This window comes from Streptomyces sp. NPDC001544, assembly GCF_042894285.1.
Classification (GTDB): Bacteria; Actinomycetota; Actinomycetes; order Streptomycetales; family Streptomycetaceae; genus Streptomyces.
In genome coordinates this window covers 103843-120165 of sequence record NZ_JBIAVN010000005.1, presented here as the reverse complement: position 1 = coordinate 120165, position 16323 = coordinate 103843, and the positions used below count along the sequence as shown (strand labels likewise).

Annotated in this window: 15 protein-coding genes and 4 pseudogenes; 7 read left to right on the top strand and 12 right to left on the bottom strand. The window is 72.6% G+C overall.

Annotated elements, in window-relative coordinates; genetic code table 11:
* Positions 1-133: 133 nt before the first annotated feature.
* The 3 genes from ACFY0F_RS15610 to ACFY0F_RS15600 all read right to left on the bottom strand — a co-directional run bounded on the left by ACFY0F_RS15610 (position 134) and on the right by ACFY0F_RS15600 (position 3453).
* Positions 134-1837 carry a purine-cytosine permease family protein gene (locus tag ACFY0F_RS15610; protein ID WP_388793427.1) on the bottom strand — a complete coding sequence of 568 codons (1704 nt, stop codon included), beginning with the start codon at positions 1835-1837 and terminating at the stop codon, positions 134-136.
* A gap of 107 nt (positions 1838-1944) precedes the next feature.
* Complete coding sequence (locus ACFY0F_RS15605; protein WP_388793425.1) at positions 1945-2397, bottom strand: hypothetical protein; 453 nt, start codon at positions 2395-2397, stop codon at positions 1945-1947.
* A 96-nt stretch (positions 2398-2493) separates the two neighbouring features.
* On the bottom strand, positions 2494-3453 hold the full coding sequence (locus ACFY0F_RS15600; RefSeq protein ID WP_388793423.1) for a helix-turn-helix transcriptional regulator: 960 nt from the start codon (positions 3451-3453) through the stop codon (positions 2494-2496).
* 151 nt (positions 3454-3604) lie between these two features.
* Here ACFY0F_RS15600 and ACFY0F_RS15595 point away from each other — a divergent pair, with 151 nt between their 5' ends.
* Entirely contained in the window at positions 3605-3967 is a 363-nt protein-coding gene (locus ACFY0F_RS15595) for an ANTAR domain-containing protein (protein WP_388793421.1), read from the top strand.
* Positions 3968-4161: 194 nt separating this feature from the next.
* On the opposite strand, the gene ACFY0F_RS15590 is transcribed toward ACFY0F_RS15595, so the two are convergent.
* A complete protein-coding gene (locus ACFY0F_RS15590) occupies positions 4162-4584 on the bottom strand; it encodes a DUF6003 family protein (protein ID WP_388793419.1) in 423 nt (140 codons plus the stop codon).
* Positions 4585-4617: 33 nt separating this feature from the next.
* Positions 4618-5136, bottom strand: a pseudogene (locus tag ACFY0F_RS15585) (glycosyltransferase); the annotation flags it as partial.
* On the opposite strand from ACFY0F_RS15585, the pseudogene ACFY0F_RS15580 reads away from it, so the two are divergent.
* Together ACFY0F_RS15580 and ACFY0F_RS15575 are read left to right on the top strand one after the other, a co-directional pair.
* Positions 5090-5308, top strand: a pseudogene (locus tag ACFY0F_RS15580) (MerR family DNA-binding protein); the annotation flags it as partial. The pseudogenes ACFY0F_RS15585 and ACFY0F_RS15580 sit on opposite strands and share 47 nt — an antisense overlap.
* A pseudogene (locus tag ACFY0F_RS15575) lies at positions 5301-5540 on the top strand (glycosyltransferase); the annotation flags it as partial. The pseudogenes ACFY0F_RS15580 and ACFY0F_RS15575, both read left to right, overlap by 8 nt.
* On the opposite strand, the pseudogene ACFY0F_RS15570 reads toward ACFY0F_RS15575, so the two are convergent.
* Together ACFY0F_RS15570 and ACFY0F_RS15565 are read right to left on the bottom strand one after the other, a co-directional pair.
* Positions 5526-5669: pseudogene (locus ACFY0F_RS15570) on the bottom strand (MerR family DNA-binding transcriptional regulator); the annotation flags it as partial. The pseudogenes ACFY0F_RS15575 and ACFY0F_RS15570 sit on opposite strands and share 15 nt — an antisense overlap.
* Positions 5670-5729: 60 nt before the next feature.
* Positions 5730-6452 (bottom strand): FAD binding domain-containing protein, encoded by a 723-nt coding sequence (locus ACFY0F_RS15565; RefSeq protein ID WP_388793417.1) that lies wholly within the window; start codon positions 6450-6452, stop codon positions 5730-5732.
* A gap of 200 nt (positions 6453-6652) precedes the next feature.
* Between ACFY0F_RS15565 and ACFY0F_RS15560 the strand changes: the two genes are divergently transcribed.
* A complete protein-coding gene (locus ACFY0F_RS15560; protein ID WP_388793415.1) occupies positions 6653-7510 on the top strand; it encodes a DMT family transporter in 858 nt (285 codons plus the stop codon).
* Between the two features lie 74 nt (positions 7511-7584).
* Here the strand turns inward: ACFY0F_RS15560 and katG are convergent, their stop codons facing one another.
* From katG to ACFY0F_RS15540, 4 genes are all read right to left on the bottom strand, one after another.
* Complete coding sequence (gene katG, locus ACFY0F_RS15555) at positions 7585-9804, bottom strand: catalase/peroxidase HPI (protein WP_388793413.1); 2220 nt, start codon at positions 9802-9804, stop codon at positions 7585-7587.
* 33 nt (positions 9805-9837) lie between these two features.
* Complete coding sequence (locus tag ACFY0F_RS15550; protein ID WP_388793411.1) at positions 9838-10275, bottom strand: Fur family transcriptional regulator; 438 nt, start codon at positions 10273-10275, stop codon at positions 9838-9840.
* Positions 10276-10389: 114 nt separating this feature from the next.
* Positions 10390-11943, bottom strand: coding sequence for a N,N-dimethylformamidase beta subunit family domain-containing protein (locus tag ACFY0F_RS15545; protein ID WP_388793409.1), 1554 nt, complete (start codon positions 11941-11943; stop codon positions 10390-10392).
* A gap of 68 nt (positions 11944-12011) precedes the next feature.
* Complete coding sequence (locus tag ACFY0F_RS15540) at positions 12012-12365, bottom strand: DUF1330 domain-containing protein (protein ID WP_388794055.1); 354 nt, start codon at positions 12363-12365, stop codon at positions 12012-12014.
* A gap of 208 nt (positions 12366-12573) precedes the next feature.
* On the opposite strand from ACFY0F_RS15540, the gene ACFY0F_RS15535 reads away from it, so the two are divergent.
* Positions 12574-13080 carry a SigE family RNA polymerase sigma factor gene (locus ACFY0F_RS15535; protein ID WP_388793407.1) on the top strand — a complete coding sequence of 169 codons (507 nt, stop codon included), beginning with the start codon at positions 12574-12576 and terminating at the stop codon, positions 13078-13080.
* A gap of 186 nt (positions 13081-13266) precedes the next feature.
* On the opposite strand, the gene ACFY0F_RS15530 is transcribed toward ACFY0F_RS15535, so the two are convergent.
* The gene (locus ACFY0F_RS15530) at positions 13267-13632 is read right to left on the bottom strand and encodes a hypothetical protein (RefSeq protein WP_388793405.1); all 366 of its coding nucleotides are present in this window, start codon (positions 13630-13632) and stop codon (positions 13267-13269) included.
* Positions 13633-13744: 112 nt separating this feature from the next.
* Between ACFY0F_RS15530 and ACFY0F_RS15525 the strand changes: the two genes are divergently transcribed.
* Both ACFY0F_RS15525 and ACFY0F_RS15520 read left to right on the top strand, forming a co-directional pair.
* Complete coding sequence (locus tag ACFY0F_RS15525) at positions 13745-15001, top strand: glycosyltransferase (RefSeq protein ID WP_388793404.1); 1257 nt, start codon at positions 13745-13747, stop codon at positions 14999-15001.
* Complete coding sequence (locus tag ACFY0F_RS15520; protein WP_388794052.1) at positions 14998-16260, top strand: hypothetical protein; 1263 nt, start codon at positions 14998-15000, stop codon at positions 16258-16260. The genes ACFY0F_RS15525 and ACFY0F_RS15520 overlap by 4 nt, the downstream gene beginning before the upstream one ends.
* The last annotated feature ends 63 nt before the right edge of the window (positions 16261-16323 follow it).

Sequence of the window (16323 nt, the reverse complement as noted above, 5' to 3'; positions counted from 1 at the left end):
GTACCGCTCGAAGCGTGACAGATTTGACCGGGGCATGCCAGATCGCGGTCATGGTGGCACGTCCGGCACCCGGCCGGCCCGCGCCGACGGGCACGGGCCGGCCGCGGACCGGGGACACGCGGTGCGGCGGCGGTCAGTCCACGGCGCGCACGGCGGGCAGCGCCAGGTCAACCGGCCCCCTGCCGCCGCTCTTGCAGGAGTCGTGGCAGTCCTTCTCCAGGCTGCAGCACAGCGAGCAGACGGCGCCCCGGTGGAACGGGCAGCCCGCCATGTCGGGACGTTCGAAGCCGGTCGCGCAGACCGAGCAGGTCAGGGTGGCCGCCGAGGGCAGGCCGTCGGCGCCGAGCAGCGGTTCGGCCAGGTCGTCGGCGCGGGCGATGTAGTACCTGCCCTTGGTGAGCACCGCGAAGAGGGGCGAGAGCACCATGGCCAGGAACAGCGCGATGAAGGGGGAGTACGCCTTGCCGTAGGCGCCGAACGCCCCGAAGTACGCGGCGATGGAGACGGCCGAGGCGATCAGCATCGAGCCGAAGCCGACCGGGTTGAAGTGGTACAGATGGGCCCGCTTGAACTCGATGTACGAGGGGCTGAGCTTCAGCGGCTTGTTGACGACCAGGTCGGCGACGACCGCGCCGATCCAGGCGATGGCCACGTTGGAGTAGAAGCCGAGCACCGTGTTGAGGAAGCCGAAGACGCCGCCCTCCATCAGGGCGAGGGCGATGCCCACGTTGAGGAAGATGTAGACCACGCGCCCCGGGTGGCGGTGGGTCAGCCGCGAGAAGAAGTTGGACCAGGACAGTGAACCGGAGTACGCGTTCGTCGAGTTGATCTTTATCTGGGACAGGATGACGAAGAACGTCGCCAGCCCCAACGCGACCGGTGCCGCGAAGGTCTTGAAACCGTGTACGTACTGCTGGATGGGCTCGTTGGCCTTGCCCAGGCCCACGGTGCCGGCGATGTAGAACGCCAGGAACGCCCCGCCGATCTGCTTGGCCGCGCCGAGCACCACCCAGCCGGGACCGGCGGAGAGCACCGCGCCCCACCACTTCCCCGCGTTCCCGGGCGTCTTGTCGGGCATGAAGCGCAGATAGTCGACCTGCTCACCGATCTGCGCGATCAGCGACAACGCGACACCCGCGCCTGCGCCGACGCCGAGCACACTGATGCTCGACCCGGTGGGGGAGTCGCCGGCGAAGTGTGTGAACTCCGCGAACCTGCCCGGCTCCTGGATCGCGATGGACACGAACGGCGCGACCATCAGCACCAGCCAGACCGGCTGGGTCCACACCTGCATCCGCGACAGCGCGGTCATGCCGTAGACCACCAGCGGCAGGATGATCAGCGAGCAGATCAGATACCCGACGGCGAGCGGTATGTGCAGGCCCAACTCCAGTGCCTGCGCCATGATCGAGCCCTCGAGGGCGAAGAAGATGAAGGTGAAGCTCGCGTAGATCACCGACGTGAGCGTGGACCCCAGGTAGCCGAAGCCCGCGCCCCGGGTCAGCAGGTCCATGTCGATGGAGTACTTGGCCGAGTAGTACGAGATCGGTATGCCGGTCAGGAAGATGACGACCGCCGCGGCGAGGATCGCCACCATCGCGCTGGAGAAGCCGTTCGAGATCGCGATGGAGCCGCCGATGGCGAAGTCCGCGAGGTAGGCGATGCCGCCCAGGGCCGTGGTGGCCACCACGTAGGGGGTCCATCGCCGGAAGGACTTCGGCGCGTAGCGCAGCGAGTAGTCCTCCAGAGTGTCGTTCTGCGTCCAGCCGTTGTAGGTCCGTCCGCCTGTACGGCCGCCTGTCGTGGCCGGTGTCTCTTCGTCGACGATGTCCGTCACGGTTCTTCCCTCTTCCGCGGGGAGCAGTTCGAGGGAAGGGTCCCGTCACGGTGTTTCGCCGCCGTTTCCCGTCCTTTGCGGGGATGTCGAAGCCGAAAGCGACTCGATCACGGCAGCGCCCGGTACACGCAGGCGGTGGTCAGACCGTAGGCGAGGTGCGGCGCCACGTCGGACAGCCATGAGGTGAGACTCCACGAGGTGGGGTCGGTCACCCCGAGCGCCGTGGCCGGAACGTCGCTGCCGGCCATGGCCGCGGCGCCGAGCAGCGGCCCGGCCGCCATGGCCGGCAGCGATCCGTCGCCGCGCCGCAGCAGCCCGTAGGCGGCCCCGACGCCGAGCCCGGTCGCATAGCCGAGCAGGGCACCGGCGGCCTCCTCACGGTGTTCCCCGGTCTCACCGTCCCCCAGACCGACCCCCACGCGGTCGGCCAGGCGGTCGGCGACCTGGGCCGGCATTCCGCTCGACGACCGGCCGCGCAGCAGCATGTCGCCGTAGGTCACCATGTTCAGCGCGACGGTGCCGGCCGCCCCCGCCAGCATTCCTTTGGTCAGTGGTCGCATTCGAGGCACCCCCTGGTGCGCGCGTCCTGATTGTCGGGCAGGGTTCCCGAGTTCCCCCGCAGCGCAGGCGTAACAGCGGCGCCGACCGGCGGCCGGTCAGGAACCGAGCAGGGTCTGCTGCGGTGAGCTGCCGTAGGCGTCACGGTGCAGCGCGGCGAAGCGGCCGGGATGGAAGAAACCCCAGCGGGCCGCGATCTCCGTGACCGTGGCCCGCTGGGGGTCGGCGGCCACCAGGTCGTCATGGGCGTGGGAGAGGCGTACGCGGCGCAGATGCGCGAGCGGCGTGGTGCCCAGGTGGCGGCGGAAGGCGTACTGCAGCGCACGCACGGTGACATGTGCCGCGGCCGCGATCTCGGCGACCGTGAGGGGCTGGTCCGCGTGGTCGTCGATATGGGCCAGAGCGCGGCGCAGCACCGCCGGGTGGGCGGCGTCCTTGCGGTCCGCCCCGGTCGGCTCGGTGAGCGCGGTGCTGGGAAAGGCGGCGAGAACGCTCGCGGCCAGGTGCTGGGCGGCGGTCGAGACGACCAGAGGCTGGTTCGTGAGGGCGGGATCGGCCAGGACGTGATCGCGCACGTAGCCGATGGTGTTCCGCAGGCGCCGCGCCGCGGCTTCGGAGTTCGGCCGGTGCCCGGTCAGGCCGACCGGACGCGAGCCGCGTCCCTCCGCCGTCCCGGCGACCTGGGTGAGCAGATCCGGATCCAGCATGGTGATGTTGTAGCGGGCGGAACAGACCCGCCCGGCGTAGGACAGGTCCGGCGGGGCGAAGGACACCACGTCGCCGGGGCCGAAGGAGTCCTCGACACCCTGGTACACATGGTCCTGGATCGTGCCCTCGTGGACCACGCAGAGACAGATCCGGCCGAGCGGTGTCACCGCGTAGCTCATGTCGAAGTCCAGGTGGAGCTCGTCGATGCTGAGGGACTCCGTCGCGCTGCGGGTGATCCGTGCCCTGCTGGTGCCCGGGGTGCTGCTGCCGATGCGCATCCTGGCGTAGGCCCGGCTGAGGAACTCCTCGGTCCGTTCCAGGTCCTCACTGTCGAATGTGAGCGTCTGCACGACGACTGCGCCTCCTTGCTGTGACGGGGGTCGTTTCGTTTTCCGGCCTGCCGGACCCGATCTCGTTCGTTGCGCGGATCGCGGGGACGGCCGACGGCACCGAGGGTGGAAACGGAAGCGCCCTGCGCCGAGGGGAGGAAGACGGCCGGAGATGACTGATCAGCACGACGAGCTGGCCGAGAAGGTCGCCGCCCTCCGGAAGGAGGTCGAGCAGCTCCGCCATGCGGTGGTCTCGCACGCGGTCGTCGACCAGGCGATCGGGGTCGTCGTGGCCATGAGCCGCCTTGGTCCCGAGCAGGGCTGGGAGGTTCTGCGGAACGTCTCCCAGCACACCAACACCAAGCTGCGGGACGTGGCGCGGCATGTGGTGCGGTCGGCCCACGAGGGCGGTCTGCCACAGCACATCGACCACGCGCTGCGGGCCGTACTGATCGACGCGCGCCGCGCCCAGGACGGCCGCCCGCCCCTGCGGCGGGAGGGCGCGAACACGGAGCGCTGCGGCAGCGCGGGGTGACCGGGCACGGACCGGCCCGCGGCCGAGCACGACGAGCGGGGCCGTGTCCCGCACGGCCCCGCTCAGCACCGGAACACCCCTCGCGGTGCCGGCCGGCGCTCTCAGAGCACTCGCCCCACCACACCCACCTCCTTGCATGCGGGTCACCCCGCCGGGCCGCAGCAAACCCCCGGGCCGGACACCGGGGCGGGCTCTCACCTCCCGGCGGCTGCCACGGCGGCGGGGTCCTCGCCCGTCAGTTCCACGATGCGGTTCAGCGGGACACCGGCCGCCAGGGCCCGCCCGAGCAGGGCGTCCCGGCCGTCGGTGCAGTCCCGGTAGGCCAGGAGCTCCTGCTCGACCCGGGCGATGCTCTCCGGGGCGCTGTGCTGCCGCAACCGGCTCAACTCCTCGTCCCCGAGCGGGACCGGCAGCCGCTCGGCATCCTCCGGCACGGCTGCCGTGTCCTCGGGCGGCACCAGCCGCAGCCTCGGGGTCGTCGCCGTCACTTCGTGCGCGTCGAGCCACGCGCGCACGGCGGGTGTCTCCATGCAGGCGAGCTCACCGACCGCGGCCGGCGGGACACCGAGCGTCGCCGCCGCGTCGTCGAGCAGGAACAGATAGGCGTCGTCGGTCATCTCAAGGCGCTCCGAGGGCAGTTGACTGCGTGATCACTGCTTCCGGTACCCCGTCCCGGCCGGATCATCGTCGGGATGTCCCAGCCGCCGGACCGCCGCGACGACCCGGCCCGGCCCGTCCTCGGCCGCCATGTGCCGCGCCGCCGCCGCGGCGGCCTCCGCATGGGCCCGCTCTCCCACGGCACGGCCGAGCGCGTCGGCGAGCCGTTCGGCGGTGAGGGAGCGAAAGGGTACGGGGCTCGGGGCGGCACCGATCGCGGCGAGCCGGCCGGCCCAGAACGGCTGGTCCGCGGTGACCGGCACCGCGACGCCCGGCACCCCGGCCCGCAGCACGGCCGCGGAGGTTCCCGCCCCGGCGTGGTGGACCATCGCGGCCACCCGCGGCAGGAGCAGGGCGTGCGGCACGTCCCCCACGGTCAGGACGTCGTCCGCGTCGGCCGCGAGCCCGGCGCTGCCCGACTGGAGGACACCCCGCAGCCCGGCACGCCGCAGCGCCCGTACACAGATCTCGCTCAGCCGCTCACCCTCTCCCGCCGCCATGCTCCCGAACCCGCACCTGGCCCGGCTTCAGCAGATCCTCTTCTACCGCGAACTGGGCTTCCCGCTCGACGAGATCGCCGCCATCCTCGAGGATCCGCAGACGACCGCCCTGGAGCGGCTGCGGGCCCGGCAGCGGCGGCTGCACGAGGAGATCGCCAGACTGCAGCGGCTGGCCGAGGCTGCGCCGCCGTCTGGAGCTGCCCCCGCTGTCCGCGGCCGCGATGCGCCGACGGCAGGAGCGGGCTGGCTGGCCCGTGCTGCACGGCTTCAGCACGGCACTCGTGCCACGTCCCGCCGACTGGCGTTCCCGCCTGGAGGTCGTGGGCAACTGGTGGCCCCATCACGACGCCGCCGGACGGCTCCCCGACCGGCTGGAGGACTTCCTCCGCTCCGGGCCCCGGCCGGTGCTGATCGGCGTCGCTGTAGCGGCGGTAGCCGGCGTGGCTGCGCTCGCCGGGGGACAGCAACCCCGCCCTGTCGTAGTGATGCAGCGTACGCACGGTCACCCCGGCGAAGGACGAGACCTGGCCGACGGAATACCCCATGCACCTCCCCTTTCGTCGAACGTCAGCCTGCAGCCTGACGTAAGGGGAGGGTCAACTCGCTCAGCGGCCGGCCGGACGGGCCAGCAGAGCGGTGACCTCCTCGCGGACGACGTCCCGGGCGGCGGCGCCCAGCGCTCCGAGGTCCGTGCGCCACAGCGCGCCGACGACCTCCTCGGCGCCGTCGCCGCACCCGGTGCTCCCGCTCAGTACCTCGTAGCCGTCACGGACGGCGACCCGGAGGCGGTGCTGCCCGCCGCCCTCGGCGTGCACGGCGGCGGCGACCACCAGGGGCGGCGCCCCGCCCGCGTCGCCGGACAGCTTGCGGTATCCGCTGACCAGCGGTTCACGCCAGCGCAGGCCCAGCAGCAGCGGGCGTTTGGCCAGCACCTCGGAGAGGTCCGTCTCGGAGCGGCCGTGCGGTTCGAGCACCGTGCACCGGGCGTCCAGCACCAGTGCCGGAGGCAGCAGGCAGCGCAACGTGCTGCCGACGAGATTGCCGCCGACCGTGGCCGTGCGGCGCACGGCTCCCGTCCCCACCGAGGCGGCCGCGCGGCGCAGCACCTCCGGCGCGGGGTCACGCACCTGGTTCAGGACGACGGCCGCGCCCAGTTCCTCGCGCCCGACCACGTTGGCCTCCGGGAGGTCACGCAGTGACAGGGCCTGCTCCGGGAAGCCGTCCCGCAGCCAGGTGGCCCACACGAGCGTCGCGCCGCCGATGGGCACCGCCCCCTCGGCCAGGCACTCCTGCGCTTCGGACACGGACACGGGCAGACGCAACAGCACAGCCGACCTGCCTTTCTGCCCCGGTGGGCGACGCGGTAGGACGTCCTGGCCGTCCGGCCGCCGCCCTGGCGCATTCTCCCGGCCCTCCCGGGGGCGCATACAGGGCTCACGCGTGCGCGGCGCGGCCCCTTGGGGCCTGATCCGCCGGACAGGCCCTGGCCGACCGGGCCGAACCGCCCGGGAGGAGGCATGGTGGAGAAGTGATCGTGCTCGCCGTGCTCTTCGCCGTGATGGGAGCCGCCAGCAACGCCGTGGGCACCGCGTTCCAGCGCAAGGCCGCCGCCACGGTGTCCCGGGGCGGCGGCCTGCGGCTGCTGCTCTCCCTCGTGCGCCGCCCCGCCTGGGCGATCGGCATCGCGGGCGTCGCCGGGGCCGCGCTGTTCCAGGCCGTGGCCCTGATCAACGGGCCGATGGCCCTGGTCCAGCCGCTGTTCGTCCTGGAGCTGCCGTTCGCCCTGCTGATCGCCGCTCCGCTGCTGCACCGCCGGCTGCCCGGCGCCGGCTGGCGGGCGGTCGCGGCAGTGGTCGCCGGACTGGCGCTGGTCCTGTTCTCCGCTGATCCCTCCGGCACCCGGAACCAGGCCGCCATGGAGCGCTGGGTACCGGTGCTCGCGCTGTGTCTGGGGGCGATGGCCGCGGCCGTCGCCCTGGCCGTCCCGGCGCGCTCCGGCCTGTTCCGGGCGGCCGCACTGGCCTCGGGCGCCGCGATCGGCAACGCGCTGACCGCCGCCCTGATGAAGTCGGCGACGGACCGGCTCGCCGACGACGGTCTGCCCGCCTTTCTGACCACCTGGCAGACCTACGGGTTCGCGCTCGTCGGCGTCGGCGCGGTCCTGCTGCTGGAGAACGCCCTGCAGGCCGGCCCGCTGGTCGCCTCGCAGCCCGCGCTGACCATCGGTGACGCGACGGTGAGCCTCTGCCTGGGGGTGGCGCTCTTCGGCGAGGTGATCCGCACGGGCTGGTGGCTGCTGCCGGAGCTGGCCGGTGCCCTGCTCATCCTGTGGGGCGTCCTCCGGCTGACACGCGTGGTGCCGAAGCTCGCCGACTTCGCCCGGTAGGGCACGCACGCACGCGTCGGCGTCCAGGCCGGAAAGGGCCGGCCTGGACGCCGTTTCGTGGTATTACGCCCTGATCAGACGAGGTCGAACCGGTCGAGGTCCATGACCTTGGTCCATGCCGCGACGAAGTCGTGCACGAACTTCTCCTTCGCGTCGTCGCTCGCGTAGACCTCCGCGAGCGCGCGCAGCTCGGAGTTCGAGCCGAAGACCAGGTCGGCGCGGCTGCCGGCCCACTTGACCTCACCGGTGGCCGCGTCGCGGCCCTCGAACGTGGTCTGGTCCTCGGCGGTCGCCTTCCACGTCGTACCGAGGTCGAGCAGGTTGACGAAGAAGTCGTTGGTCAGCGCGCCGGGCGTCTTGGTGAGAACGCCGAGCTGCGACTGCTGGTGGTTCGCGCCCAGGACGCGCAGGCCCCCGACGAGGACGGTCATCTCGGGAGCGCTCAGGCTGAGCAGGTTCGCCCGGTCGAGCAGCAGGTACTCGGCCGGCAGACGGTTGCCCTTGCCGACGTAGTTGCGGAAGCCGTCGGCGACCGGCTCCAGCGCGGCGAAGGACTCCGCGTCGGTGTGCTCCTCGGTCGCGTCGACCCGGCCGGGGGTGAACGGCACCTCTACCTGGTAGCCGCCCTCCTTGGCGGCGCGCTCCACGGCCGCGGAGCCGCCCAGCACGATCAGGTCGGCCAGGGACACCTTCTTGGCGCCGACGGCGTTGAACTCCTGCTGGATGCCCTCGAGGGTGCGCAGGACCGTGGCGAGCTGCTCGGGGTCGTTGACCTCCCAGCCGCGCTGCGGCTCCAGGCGGATGCGCGCGCCGTTGGCGCCGCCGCGCTTGTCGCTGGCCCGGAACGTCGAGGCCGACGCCCACGCGGTGGAGACGAGCTGGGACACGGTCAGACCCGAGTCGAGCAGCTTGGCCTTGAGCGCCGCGACGTCGGCGGCGTCGATCGGCTCGCCCTCGGCCTCGGGCAGCGGGTCCTGCCACACCAGGGTCTCTTCCGGTACCTCCGGGCCGAGGTACAGCGACTTCGGGCCCATGTCACGGTGCGTCAGCTTGAACCAGGCGCGGGCGAACGCGTCGGCGAACTGGTCCGGGTTCTCGTAGAAGCGGCGGGAGATCGGCTCGTAGATCGGGTCGAAGCGCAGCGCCAGGTCCGTGGTGAGCATCCGCGGACGGTGCTTCTTCGCGGAGTCGTGCGCGTCCGGGATGATCTCCGGGGCGTCCTTGGCAACCCACTGGTTGGCGCCGGCCGGGCTCTGCTCGAGCTCGTACTCGAACTCGAAGAGGTTCTTGAAGAAGCCGTTGCCCCACTGGGTCGGCGTGGCGGTCCAGGTGACCTCCAGGCCGGACGTGATGGCGTCCCCGCCCTTGCCGGTGCCGTAGGTGCTCCGCCAGCCCAGGCCCTGCTCCTCCATGGAGGCGGCCTCGGGGTCGGCGCCGACGTGGTCGGCCGGGCCGGCACCGTGGGTCTTGCCGAAGGTGTGGCCGCCGGCGATCAGCGCGACGGTCTCCTCGTCGTTCATCGCCATGCGGCGGAACGTCTCACGGATGTCGCGGGCCGCGGCGATCGGGTCCGGGTTGCCGTTCGGGCCCTCGGGGTTGACGTAGATGAGGCCCATCTGGACCGCGCCGAGCGGGTTCTCCAGCTCGCGGTCACCGGTGTAGCGCTGGTCGTCGAGCCAGGTGGTCTCGGGACCCCAGTAGACGTCCTCCTCGGCCTCCCAGACGTCCTCGCGGCCGCCGCCGAAGCCGAAGGTGGTGAAGCCCATCTGCTCCAGCGCGACGTTGCCGGTGAGGATCAGCAGGTCCGCCCAGGAGATGCTCTGGCCGTACTTCTTCTTGACCGGCCACAGCAGACGGCGGGCCTTGTCGAGGTTGGCGTTGTCCGGCCAGCTGTTGAGCGGGGCGAAGCGCTGCTGTCCGGCGCCGGCGCCGCCGCGGCCGTCGCTGATGCGGTAGGTGCCCGCGCTGTGCCACGCCATACGGACCATCAGCGGGCCGTAGTTGCCGAAGTCGGCCGGCCACCAGTCCTGCGAGGTGGTGAGCACCTCGGCGATGTCCCGCTTCACCGCCGCCAGGTCGAGGGCCTTGAACGCCTCGGCGTAGTCGAACTCCTCACCGAGGGGGTTGGCCACGGCGGGGTTCTTGGCGAGGATCTTCAGGTTGAGCCGCTCCGGCCACCACTGGCGGTTGCCGCCGCCCTGAGTCGGGTGGAGGGCGCGCCCGTGGGCGACGGGGCAGCCACCGGTCTCCTCCGGCTTGGGGTCCGTGACGATCGCATCGTGGTTCTCAGTCATGAATGTCCTTCCGAACTGGGTGGATCGTGGTGCTCAGCTACTGCGGGCGGTGGAACAGTCGGGGCACAGGCCCCAGTAGGTGACCTCGGCCTCGTCGATCGAGAAGCCGTGGTCCTCGGAAGCGGTCAGACAGGGGGCGTCGCCGACGGCGCAGTCGACGTCGGCGACGGCGCCGCACGACCTGCATACGACGTGGTGGTGGTTGTCCCCGACGCGTCCCTCGAACCGGGCGGGACTGCCGGCCGGTTCGATGCGGCGTATGAGTCCCGCCGCGGTGAGGGCGTGGAGAGCCTCGTAGACGGCCTGAAGGGAAATGTGGCCCACGCGGTCGCGGACCCCGGAGGCGATCGCCTCGACGCCGAGGTGGTCACCGTGCCGGACGGTCTCCAGCAGCGCGACGCGGGCCGCCGTTACCCGTAGGCCGACACCGCGCAGCTCCTCGGCAGGGGTCGGAGTCTGGGATGCGGTCATGGCGGCCAACCTATCCCGTAAAACACGAGCTGTACAGTAAGACGAACGATTCAAGTTTATGGACCTTGATCGTCGCGCCCCCTCCGGGATGCTCCGTACTCGCCGGGCTGCCGGTCAAGTGGCATACAGGTCATGTGCGTTGGGGTGCGGCGCCGGGCGGTGCCGGGCGGCCGGGCCCTCGGCGAAGGCGCGCAGCAGGTTCTCTGTGGTGCGGGTCACGAAGGCACGGGTGCGGGCGTCCATGCCGTGGTCGCGGCCCAGTTCGCCGGTCCCGGCCACAAGGGCCTCCACCCAGCGCATGGTTCCGGAGGCGAACACGCCCGCGCCGCCGGGAACGGTGTAGTACGCGGAGTCGCTGTGGCTGGGCCGGCCCGCGCAGACCAGCGGCGAGTGGGCGGTCACCTCCAGTGCGCGCGGGGTGGGGGAGGAGGGCGTGACCCGGTCGTACTCGACGCCCACCAGGTGCCCGAAGGCGTCGCCGGGGCGTACCCCGGTGCCCTCGTACAGCCAGTGGCCGGCCGAGAGGACGACGTGGGGGGCGTCCACCGGGTAGCCCTCGTAGAGCACACCGGTCAGGGACGATTCGGGGTCCGGTGCGGGCCCGGCGCGGAAGTCGGTGGTCACCAGGTCCGGCCGGGAGGCGTAGCAGGGGTCCGCGCGGTAGGCGGACTTGTAGCACACCACGGTGCGGCCGGCCGGGGTCGGACCGGCTTCCAGGCGGATCCGCCGGAAACAGGTGTTCGCGCCGAGGAACGCGACGTTCGAGCCGGCGTCACGGGCCCGTGTGACGTGCGCGCGCTGCTCGGGAGTCCAGTACTCGTCGTGCCCCAGGCAGGCGACGGCCGCGGCGCCTTCCAGCACCGCCGGATCGTCATGGACGTCCATGCCGGTGCTGTAGGCGAGCGGTATGCCCAGCCGTTCCGCGAGCACCACCGCCGGCCACTCGTACACCCGGAACTTCTCGGCGCCGTCCGCGTCGTAGGGCCGGTCGAAGGCCACCGCGAGGGACCGCGTGGCGTACGCCCCCGACGCACCGGCGTAGAGGCTGGCGCCGCCCCACCGGTTGTACGCCTGCCAGGTGGCCGGGGCGTGCAGCAGCACCGTGCGCCCCGCTCCCCGGACCGAGCGCACGATCAGGGGCACGTAGCGCTGATGGCCGGTGTCCGCGTCCAGCCGGAGCAGATAGGCGCCCTCCGGCCAGCCCTCGGTGTCCAGGGTCAGGGTGCGACGCCAGTCCGCGCGGACGGTCCGGGTCCCGGGCGCCAGTCGCGGGGCCCGCTGGACGCGGCCGGGCACCCGGGGGGAGGTCCACACCCGCCGGGCCAGGGCGCCGTCGTACCAGCCCGTCCGGAACGCCGACACCCGGAACGAGGCGGCCGTCGTCGACACGAACAGCCCCAGTTCCTCGCCGGGCGTCACGCTCACCCGGTCGGCGTAGCCGGTGATCGCCGCCGGCGGCCCCTGGGACGTGATCCGCCAGTCGGGGGATCCCGGGGCGTCACGCTCGGCTTCCGGCCGGTGGCCGACGTCGCGGGCGCGGTCCGGGTGGCCGGCGCGCGAGTGGTCGCAGGCCGCCGCGCCGAGGCCCGCGCCCGCGCACAGGCACAGGAACCGGCGCCGTGACACCGCGGAACCGCTGGGGTGCGCGGAATGCTGTGGTGGAGCCACACTGCCTCCTCACCCCCCTCCGGGTCCGGTCCCAGCGTCCGGGTGCGCCCGCGGCCCCGCAACCCGCGTCAGCCCTGACCGGCCTCCATGGACTCCCGCATGGCCTTCGCGGTCGTGGCCGCGTCGTAGCCCTCGGGCACCCCCTCGACCAGGATGATGTCGCCCTCGATGTGCCGGGAGCGCAGCGGAGCGATCTCCTGGTAGGCGGGTGAGTCCCACCAGGCCCGGGCCTCGGTGACACCGGGGAAGCCGATCACGACGACGAACCCGGGCCAGCTGCCCTCCTTCACCTCGTGCTCGGCGGCGTGCACCAGGAAGCGGCCGCCGTACGGCTCGAAGGTCGCGCTGATGCGCTCGATGTACTCGGGGATCTCCGGGTGCGGGACGGCGTCGCGCAGATGGGCGATGGCGTAGGCGGGCATGGTGTCCTTCCGGTCGGTCGGGCTCCGTACGCCGGTGATCATGGCACGCGGGGACGACGGGGGTCGATGACCTGACAGGTAAGCGGCGGCAACCGCCCGCCCCTCGACCGTCATGTGACCCGGATCACAGCCGTGGGGTGCATAGAGAAGCGGCGTTCAGCGTCTTTCTTCCCATGCAGGGGGACCGGCGGAGCGGGGGAAAGTGCGGATGGAGCAGGGTCGGGCCGATGGGTTCGACGGGTTCGTGGCGGCCCGTTGGTCGGCGTTGTTCCACCTCGCGCGGCTGCTCGTGGGAGGAGACCGGCACCGGGCCGAGGACCTGCTCCAAGAGGCCCTGGTCAAGCTCTGGTTCGTCTGGCCGAGGATCGCGGAGGAGGCTCCGGAGGCGTACGTACGCCGGATCCTCGCGCGGGCGGCGGCCCGTTCGGCCCGGCGGCGCTGGTGGGGGGAGCGCCCGGTCGAGCAGCTGCCGGACCGGGCGGAGACGGGCGACGTGTCCGCCGCGGTGGCGGAGCGCTCACGACTGGAGGCGGCGCTGGCGCAGTTGCCGCCCAAGCAGCGGGCCGCGGTGGTGCTGCGCTACTACCAGGACCTGTCGGAGAAGCAGGTCGCCCAGGTGCTGGGGTGCCCGGTGGGCACCGCCCGCTCCCACGCGTCGCGCGGCGTGGCCCGGCTGCGCCGGATCCTGGCCGATGTCATCGAGCCGGTGGGGTGAAGGGGAGTCCATGGATCAGTTCGAGCGGGAGCTCGCGCGCATGATGCGCGACACCCAGGAACACACTCCCTACGACGGCGAACACCGGGTCCGGCTCCACTCCGGGGTCCGCGCCCGCCGCCGGGCCCGTCGGGCGCAGCGGGCCGTCGGCTGCGTGCTGGCCGTCGCCGGACTCGGTGTCGGCCTCTATCTGATGCCGCACGAGCGCGTCGAGAACAGGCCGCAGGCCCCCCTGCCACGGCCCGCGGTCAGTCCCGCCTCCCCGAGCCCGGCACCGTCACCGACGTCGGAGCCCTCCCCGAGCAGGACCACCGCCGCGCCCCCGCCCGGGACCGCCACCGCGACCCCGACCGGAACCGCGACGCCCGACTCCGTGCCCGCCACGGTGCCGCCCACCACCGCGACGCCGGGTACGCCGTCCGCGCCTCCGGCCCCGCCCACCACTTCCGCGCCCTCCGACTCGGGGACGCCCAGCCCGCCGGCCGCACCGTCCGGCACGCCGGTGACCGCCCGGTCCTCGGCGTCGGCGGACTCCGGATAGGAGAGGCCCAAGGCTCCGCGACCGCCCATCCGTTACCCCGACCGCAGCACCGCCGCGGCACCCCGTGTGCCCGGCGGCCAGCCCGAACATGGACATGCCTTGACAAAAACAGGCCCGATAGCCGTGACGGACCCTCTCGCCCCGGACCGACTGCCGGTGCGCACACCGCTGCCGGCCCGTCAGCGGGAACCCGTCCTCGACGTGGTCGTCCCCGTGTTCAACGAGGAGCGGGACCTGGAGCCGAGCGTACGGCGACTGCACGCGCACCTGCGCGAGACGTTCCCGTACCCGTTCAGGATCACCGTCGCGGACAACGCCAGCACCGACGAGACGCCGCGGATCGCTGCCCGGCTGGCCGCGGAGCTCCCCGAGGTCCAGGGGCTGCGGCTGGCCGAGAAGGGCCGGGGCAGGGCGCTGCACACCGCGTGGTCGAGCTCCCGGGCGCCGGTGCTCGCGTACCTGGACGTGGACCTGTCGACCGACCTCGCGGCGCTGCTGCCCCTGGTCGCCCCGCTGATCTCCGGACACTCCGACATCGCCATCGGCACGCGCCTGGCACGCGGCTCCCGGGTGGTGCGCGGCGCCAAGCGAGAGGTCGTCTCCCGCTGCTACAACGCCCTGTTGCGCTCCACGCTCGCCGTGGGGTTCTCCGACGCGCAGTGCGGATTCAAGGCGGTGCGGCGCGAAGTCGCCGAACGGCTGCTGCCCCTGGTGCAGGACTCGGGGTGGTTCTTCGACACCGAGCTGCTGGTGATCGCCGAGCGGGCCGGGCTGCGGATACACGAGGTGCCGGTCGACTGGGTCGACGACCCCGACAGCCGGGTCGACATCCTGTCCACGGCGCTCGCCGACCTGCGCGGCATCCTCAGGATCGGCCGGGCGCTCGCCCGCGGCGCGCTTCCGATGGCCGGGCTGCGCCGCAGCGCCGACGACGACCCGCCGGGCGGCCCGGGCCTGGCCGGCCAGCTGCTGCGCTTCGCCGCGGTGGGGACCGTGAGCACCGTCGCGTACGTGCTGCTGTACGCCCTGTTGCGCCGACCCGCGGGTCCGCAGGCCGCCAATGCGCTGGCACTGCTGATCTGCGCGGTCGCCAACACGGCCGCCAACCGCCGGCTCACCTTCGGGCTGCGCGGCCGGGGCGGCGCGATGCGCCACCAGGCCAAGGGGCTCCTGGTCTTCGGGATCGGTCTCGCCCTCACCAGCGGGGCGCTCGGCACGCTGCACCAGGCGGCCCCCGGGGCCGCTCGCGGCACGGAGGTGGGGGTGCTCGTCGCCGCCAACCTGGCGGCCACACTGCTGCGTTTCCTGCTCTTCAGGGCCTGGGTGTTCCCCGCCCGCCGCCGCGGCGCGGGAGGCCGGACCGCGTGCACCACACGATGACGCCGGCGACCGACTCCGGGGCCGACTCGCCCGAGCCCCCCGGCCGCGCCGCCGAGGCCGGAGACGGCCGCGGCTCGCAGGTGCTCCGTGCCGTCCGGCACCACGGCCCCGTGCTCGCCTTCTACGGCGTGCTCAAGCTCATCGGCTTCCTGGTCTTCATGTACCTGCTGGACTCGTCAGGCGACTTCCGGAGGAAGGACCCGCGCTTCGGCGGGGGCGCCCACGCCTGGAACGTCCTGGCCAGCTGGGACGGGTGGTGGTACCAGCAGATCGCCGCGTACGGCTACCACCCCGCCCTCGTCCCGGTCCAGGGAGCGCACGGGCTGCTCACGCTCCAGGGCAACTCGGCGGCGTTCTTCCCGCTCTACCCCGCCGCGATGCGACTGGTCGCCGACTGCACCGGGCTCGGTCTGTACGCCGCCGGCATGCTCGTCTCGGTCGTCGCCTCCTTCGTCGCCGCCCTCGGCATCTACGCCGTCACCGACCGGCTCAGGGGCAGAAGGGCCGGTCTGGCCGCGGCCGGACTGTGGGCCGTGTGGCCCGGCTCCGGCCTGGAGTGGGCGGGCTACTCGGAATCCCTGTACGTGGCGCTCGCCGTCTGGTCCTGCTACGCCGTCATGACCCGCCGATGGCTCACCGCCGGGATCCTCGTCTTCCTGGCCGGCCTCAACCGCCCCACGGCGGCCGCGCTCATCGCCGGCCTCGGCGTGGCCGTGCTGCTCTCCCTGCGGCGGCGCGAGGACGGCGTCGTACGCCCGCTGGCCGCGATGCTGATCTCCCCGCTCGGCCTCGCCTGGTACCTGCTCTGGGTCGGCCACCGGATGGGCGACTACGGCGGCTACTTCGCGCTCCAGAAGGGAGCGTGGGCCCACACCTTCGACTACGGGGCACAGACCCTGGACGTCTTCACCTCCGTCGCGGTGGGCCGCTTCGACTACCTCTTCGCGTTCCCCGTCACGGACATCATCGGCGTGGGCGTCGTCCTGCTGGGCCTGATCCTGATCCCCTTGCTCATCCATCTGCGCCCCCCGGCCGTCCTGACCGTCTACACCCTCCTGACCTTCGCCCTGGTCCTGGGCAGCCAGCAGATCTTCGGCAACGTCTCCCGGTACCTGCTCCCCGCCTTCCCGCTGTTCCTCCCGCTCGCGACGGCACTGCGCCGGCTGCGGCTGCGCCTGCTGTGCGCGGTGCTCGGCATCGCCGCGGTGGCCTCGGGCTCGTACGCGGGGTATCTGCTGTTCGAAGCGGGGGTGCCCTAACAGCCGTCGGGTGGCCGGGAATTGCGATTCTTCCTCCGATTCTTCCTGGACCCCCGGGCACCC

What these genes read in the sequence shown, in the direction of transcription:
- ACFY0F_RS15520 (WP_388794052.1), top strand. Translation starts at nt 14,998, where the DNA reads ATGACGCCGGCGACCGACTCCGGGGCCGACTCGCCCGAGCCCCCCGGC.
- ACFY0F_RS15595 (WP_388793421.1), top strand. Translation starts at nt 3,605, where the DNA reads ATGACTGATCAGCACGACGAGCTGGCCGAGAAGGTCGCCGCCCTCCGG.
- katG (WP_388793413.1), bottom strand. Translation starts at nt 9,804, where the DNA reads ATGACTGAGAACCACGATGCGATCGTCACGGACCCCAAGCCGGAGGAG.
- ACFY0F_RS15605 (WP_388793425.1), bottom strand. Translation starts at nt 2,397, where the DNA reads ATGCGACCACTGACCAAAGGAATGCTGGCGGGGGCGGCCGGCACCGTC.
- ACFY0F_RS15540 (WP_388794055.1), bottom strand. Translation starts at nt 12,365, where the DNA reads ATGCCCGCCTACGCCATCGCCCATCTGCGCGACGCCGTCCCGCACCCG.
- ACFY0F_RS15550 (WP_388793411.1), bottom strand. Translation starts at nt 10,275, where the DNA reads ATGACCGCATCCCAGACTCCGACCCCTGCCGAGGAGCTGCGCGGTGTC.
- ACFY0F_RS15590 (WP_388793419.1), bottom strand. Translation starts at nt 4,584, where the DNA reads ATGACCGACGACGCCTATCTGTTCCTGCTCGACGACGCGGCGGCGACG.
- ACFY0F_RS15535 (WP_388793407.1), top strand. Translation starts at nt 12,574, where the DNA reads ATGGAGCAGGGTCGGGCCGATGGGTTCGACGGGTTCGTGGCGGCCCGT.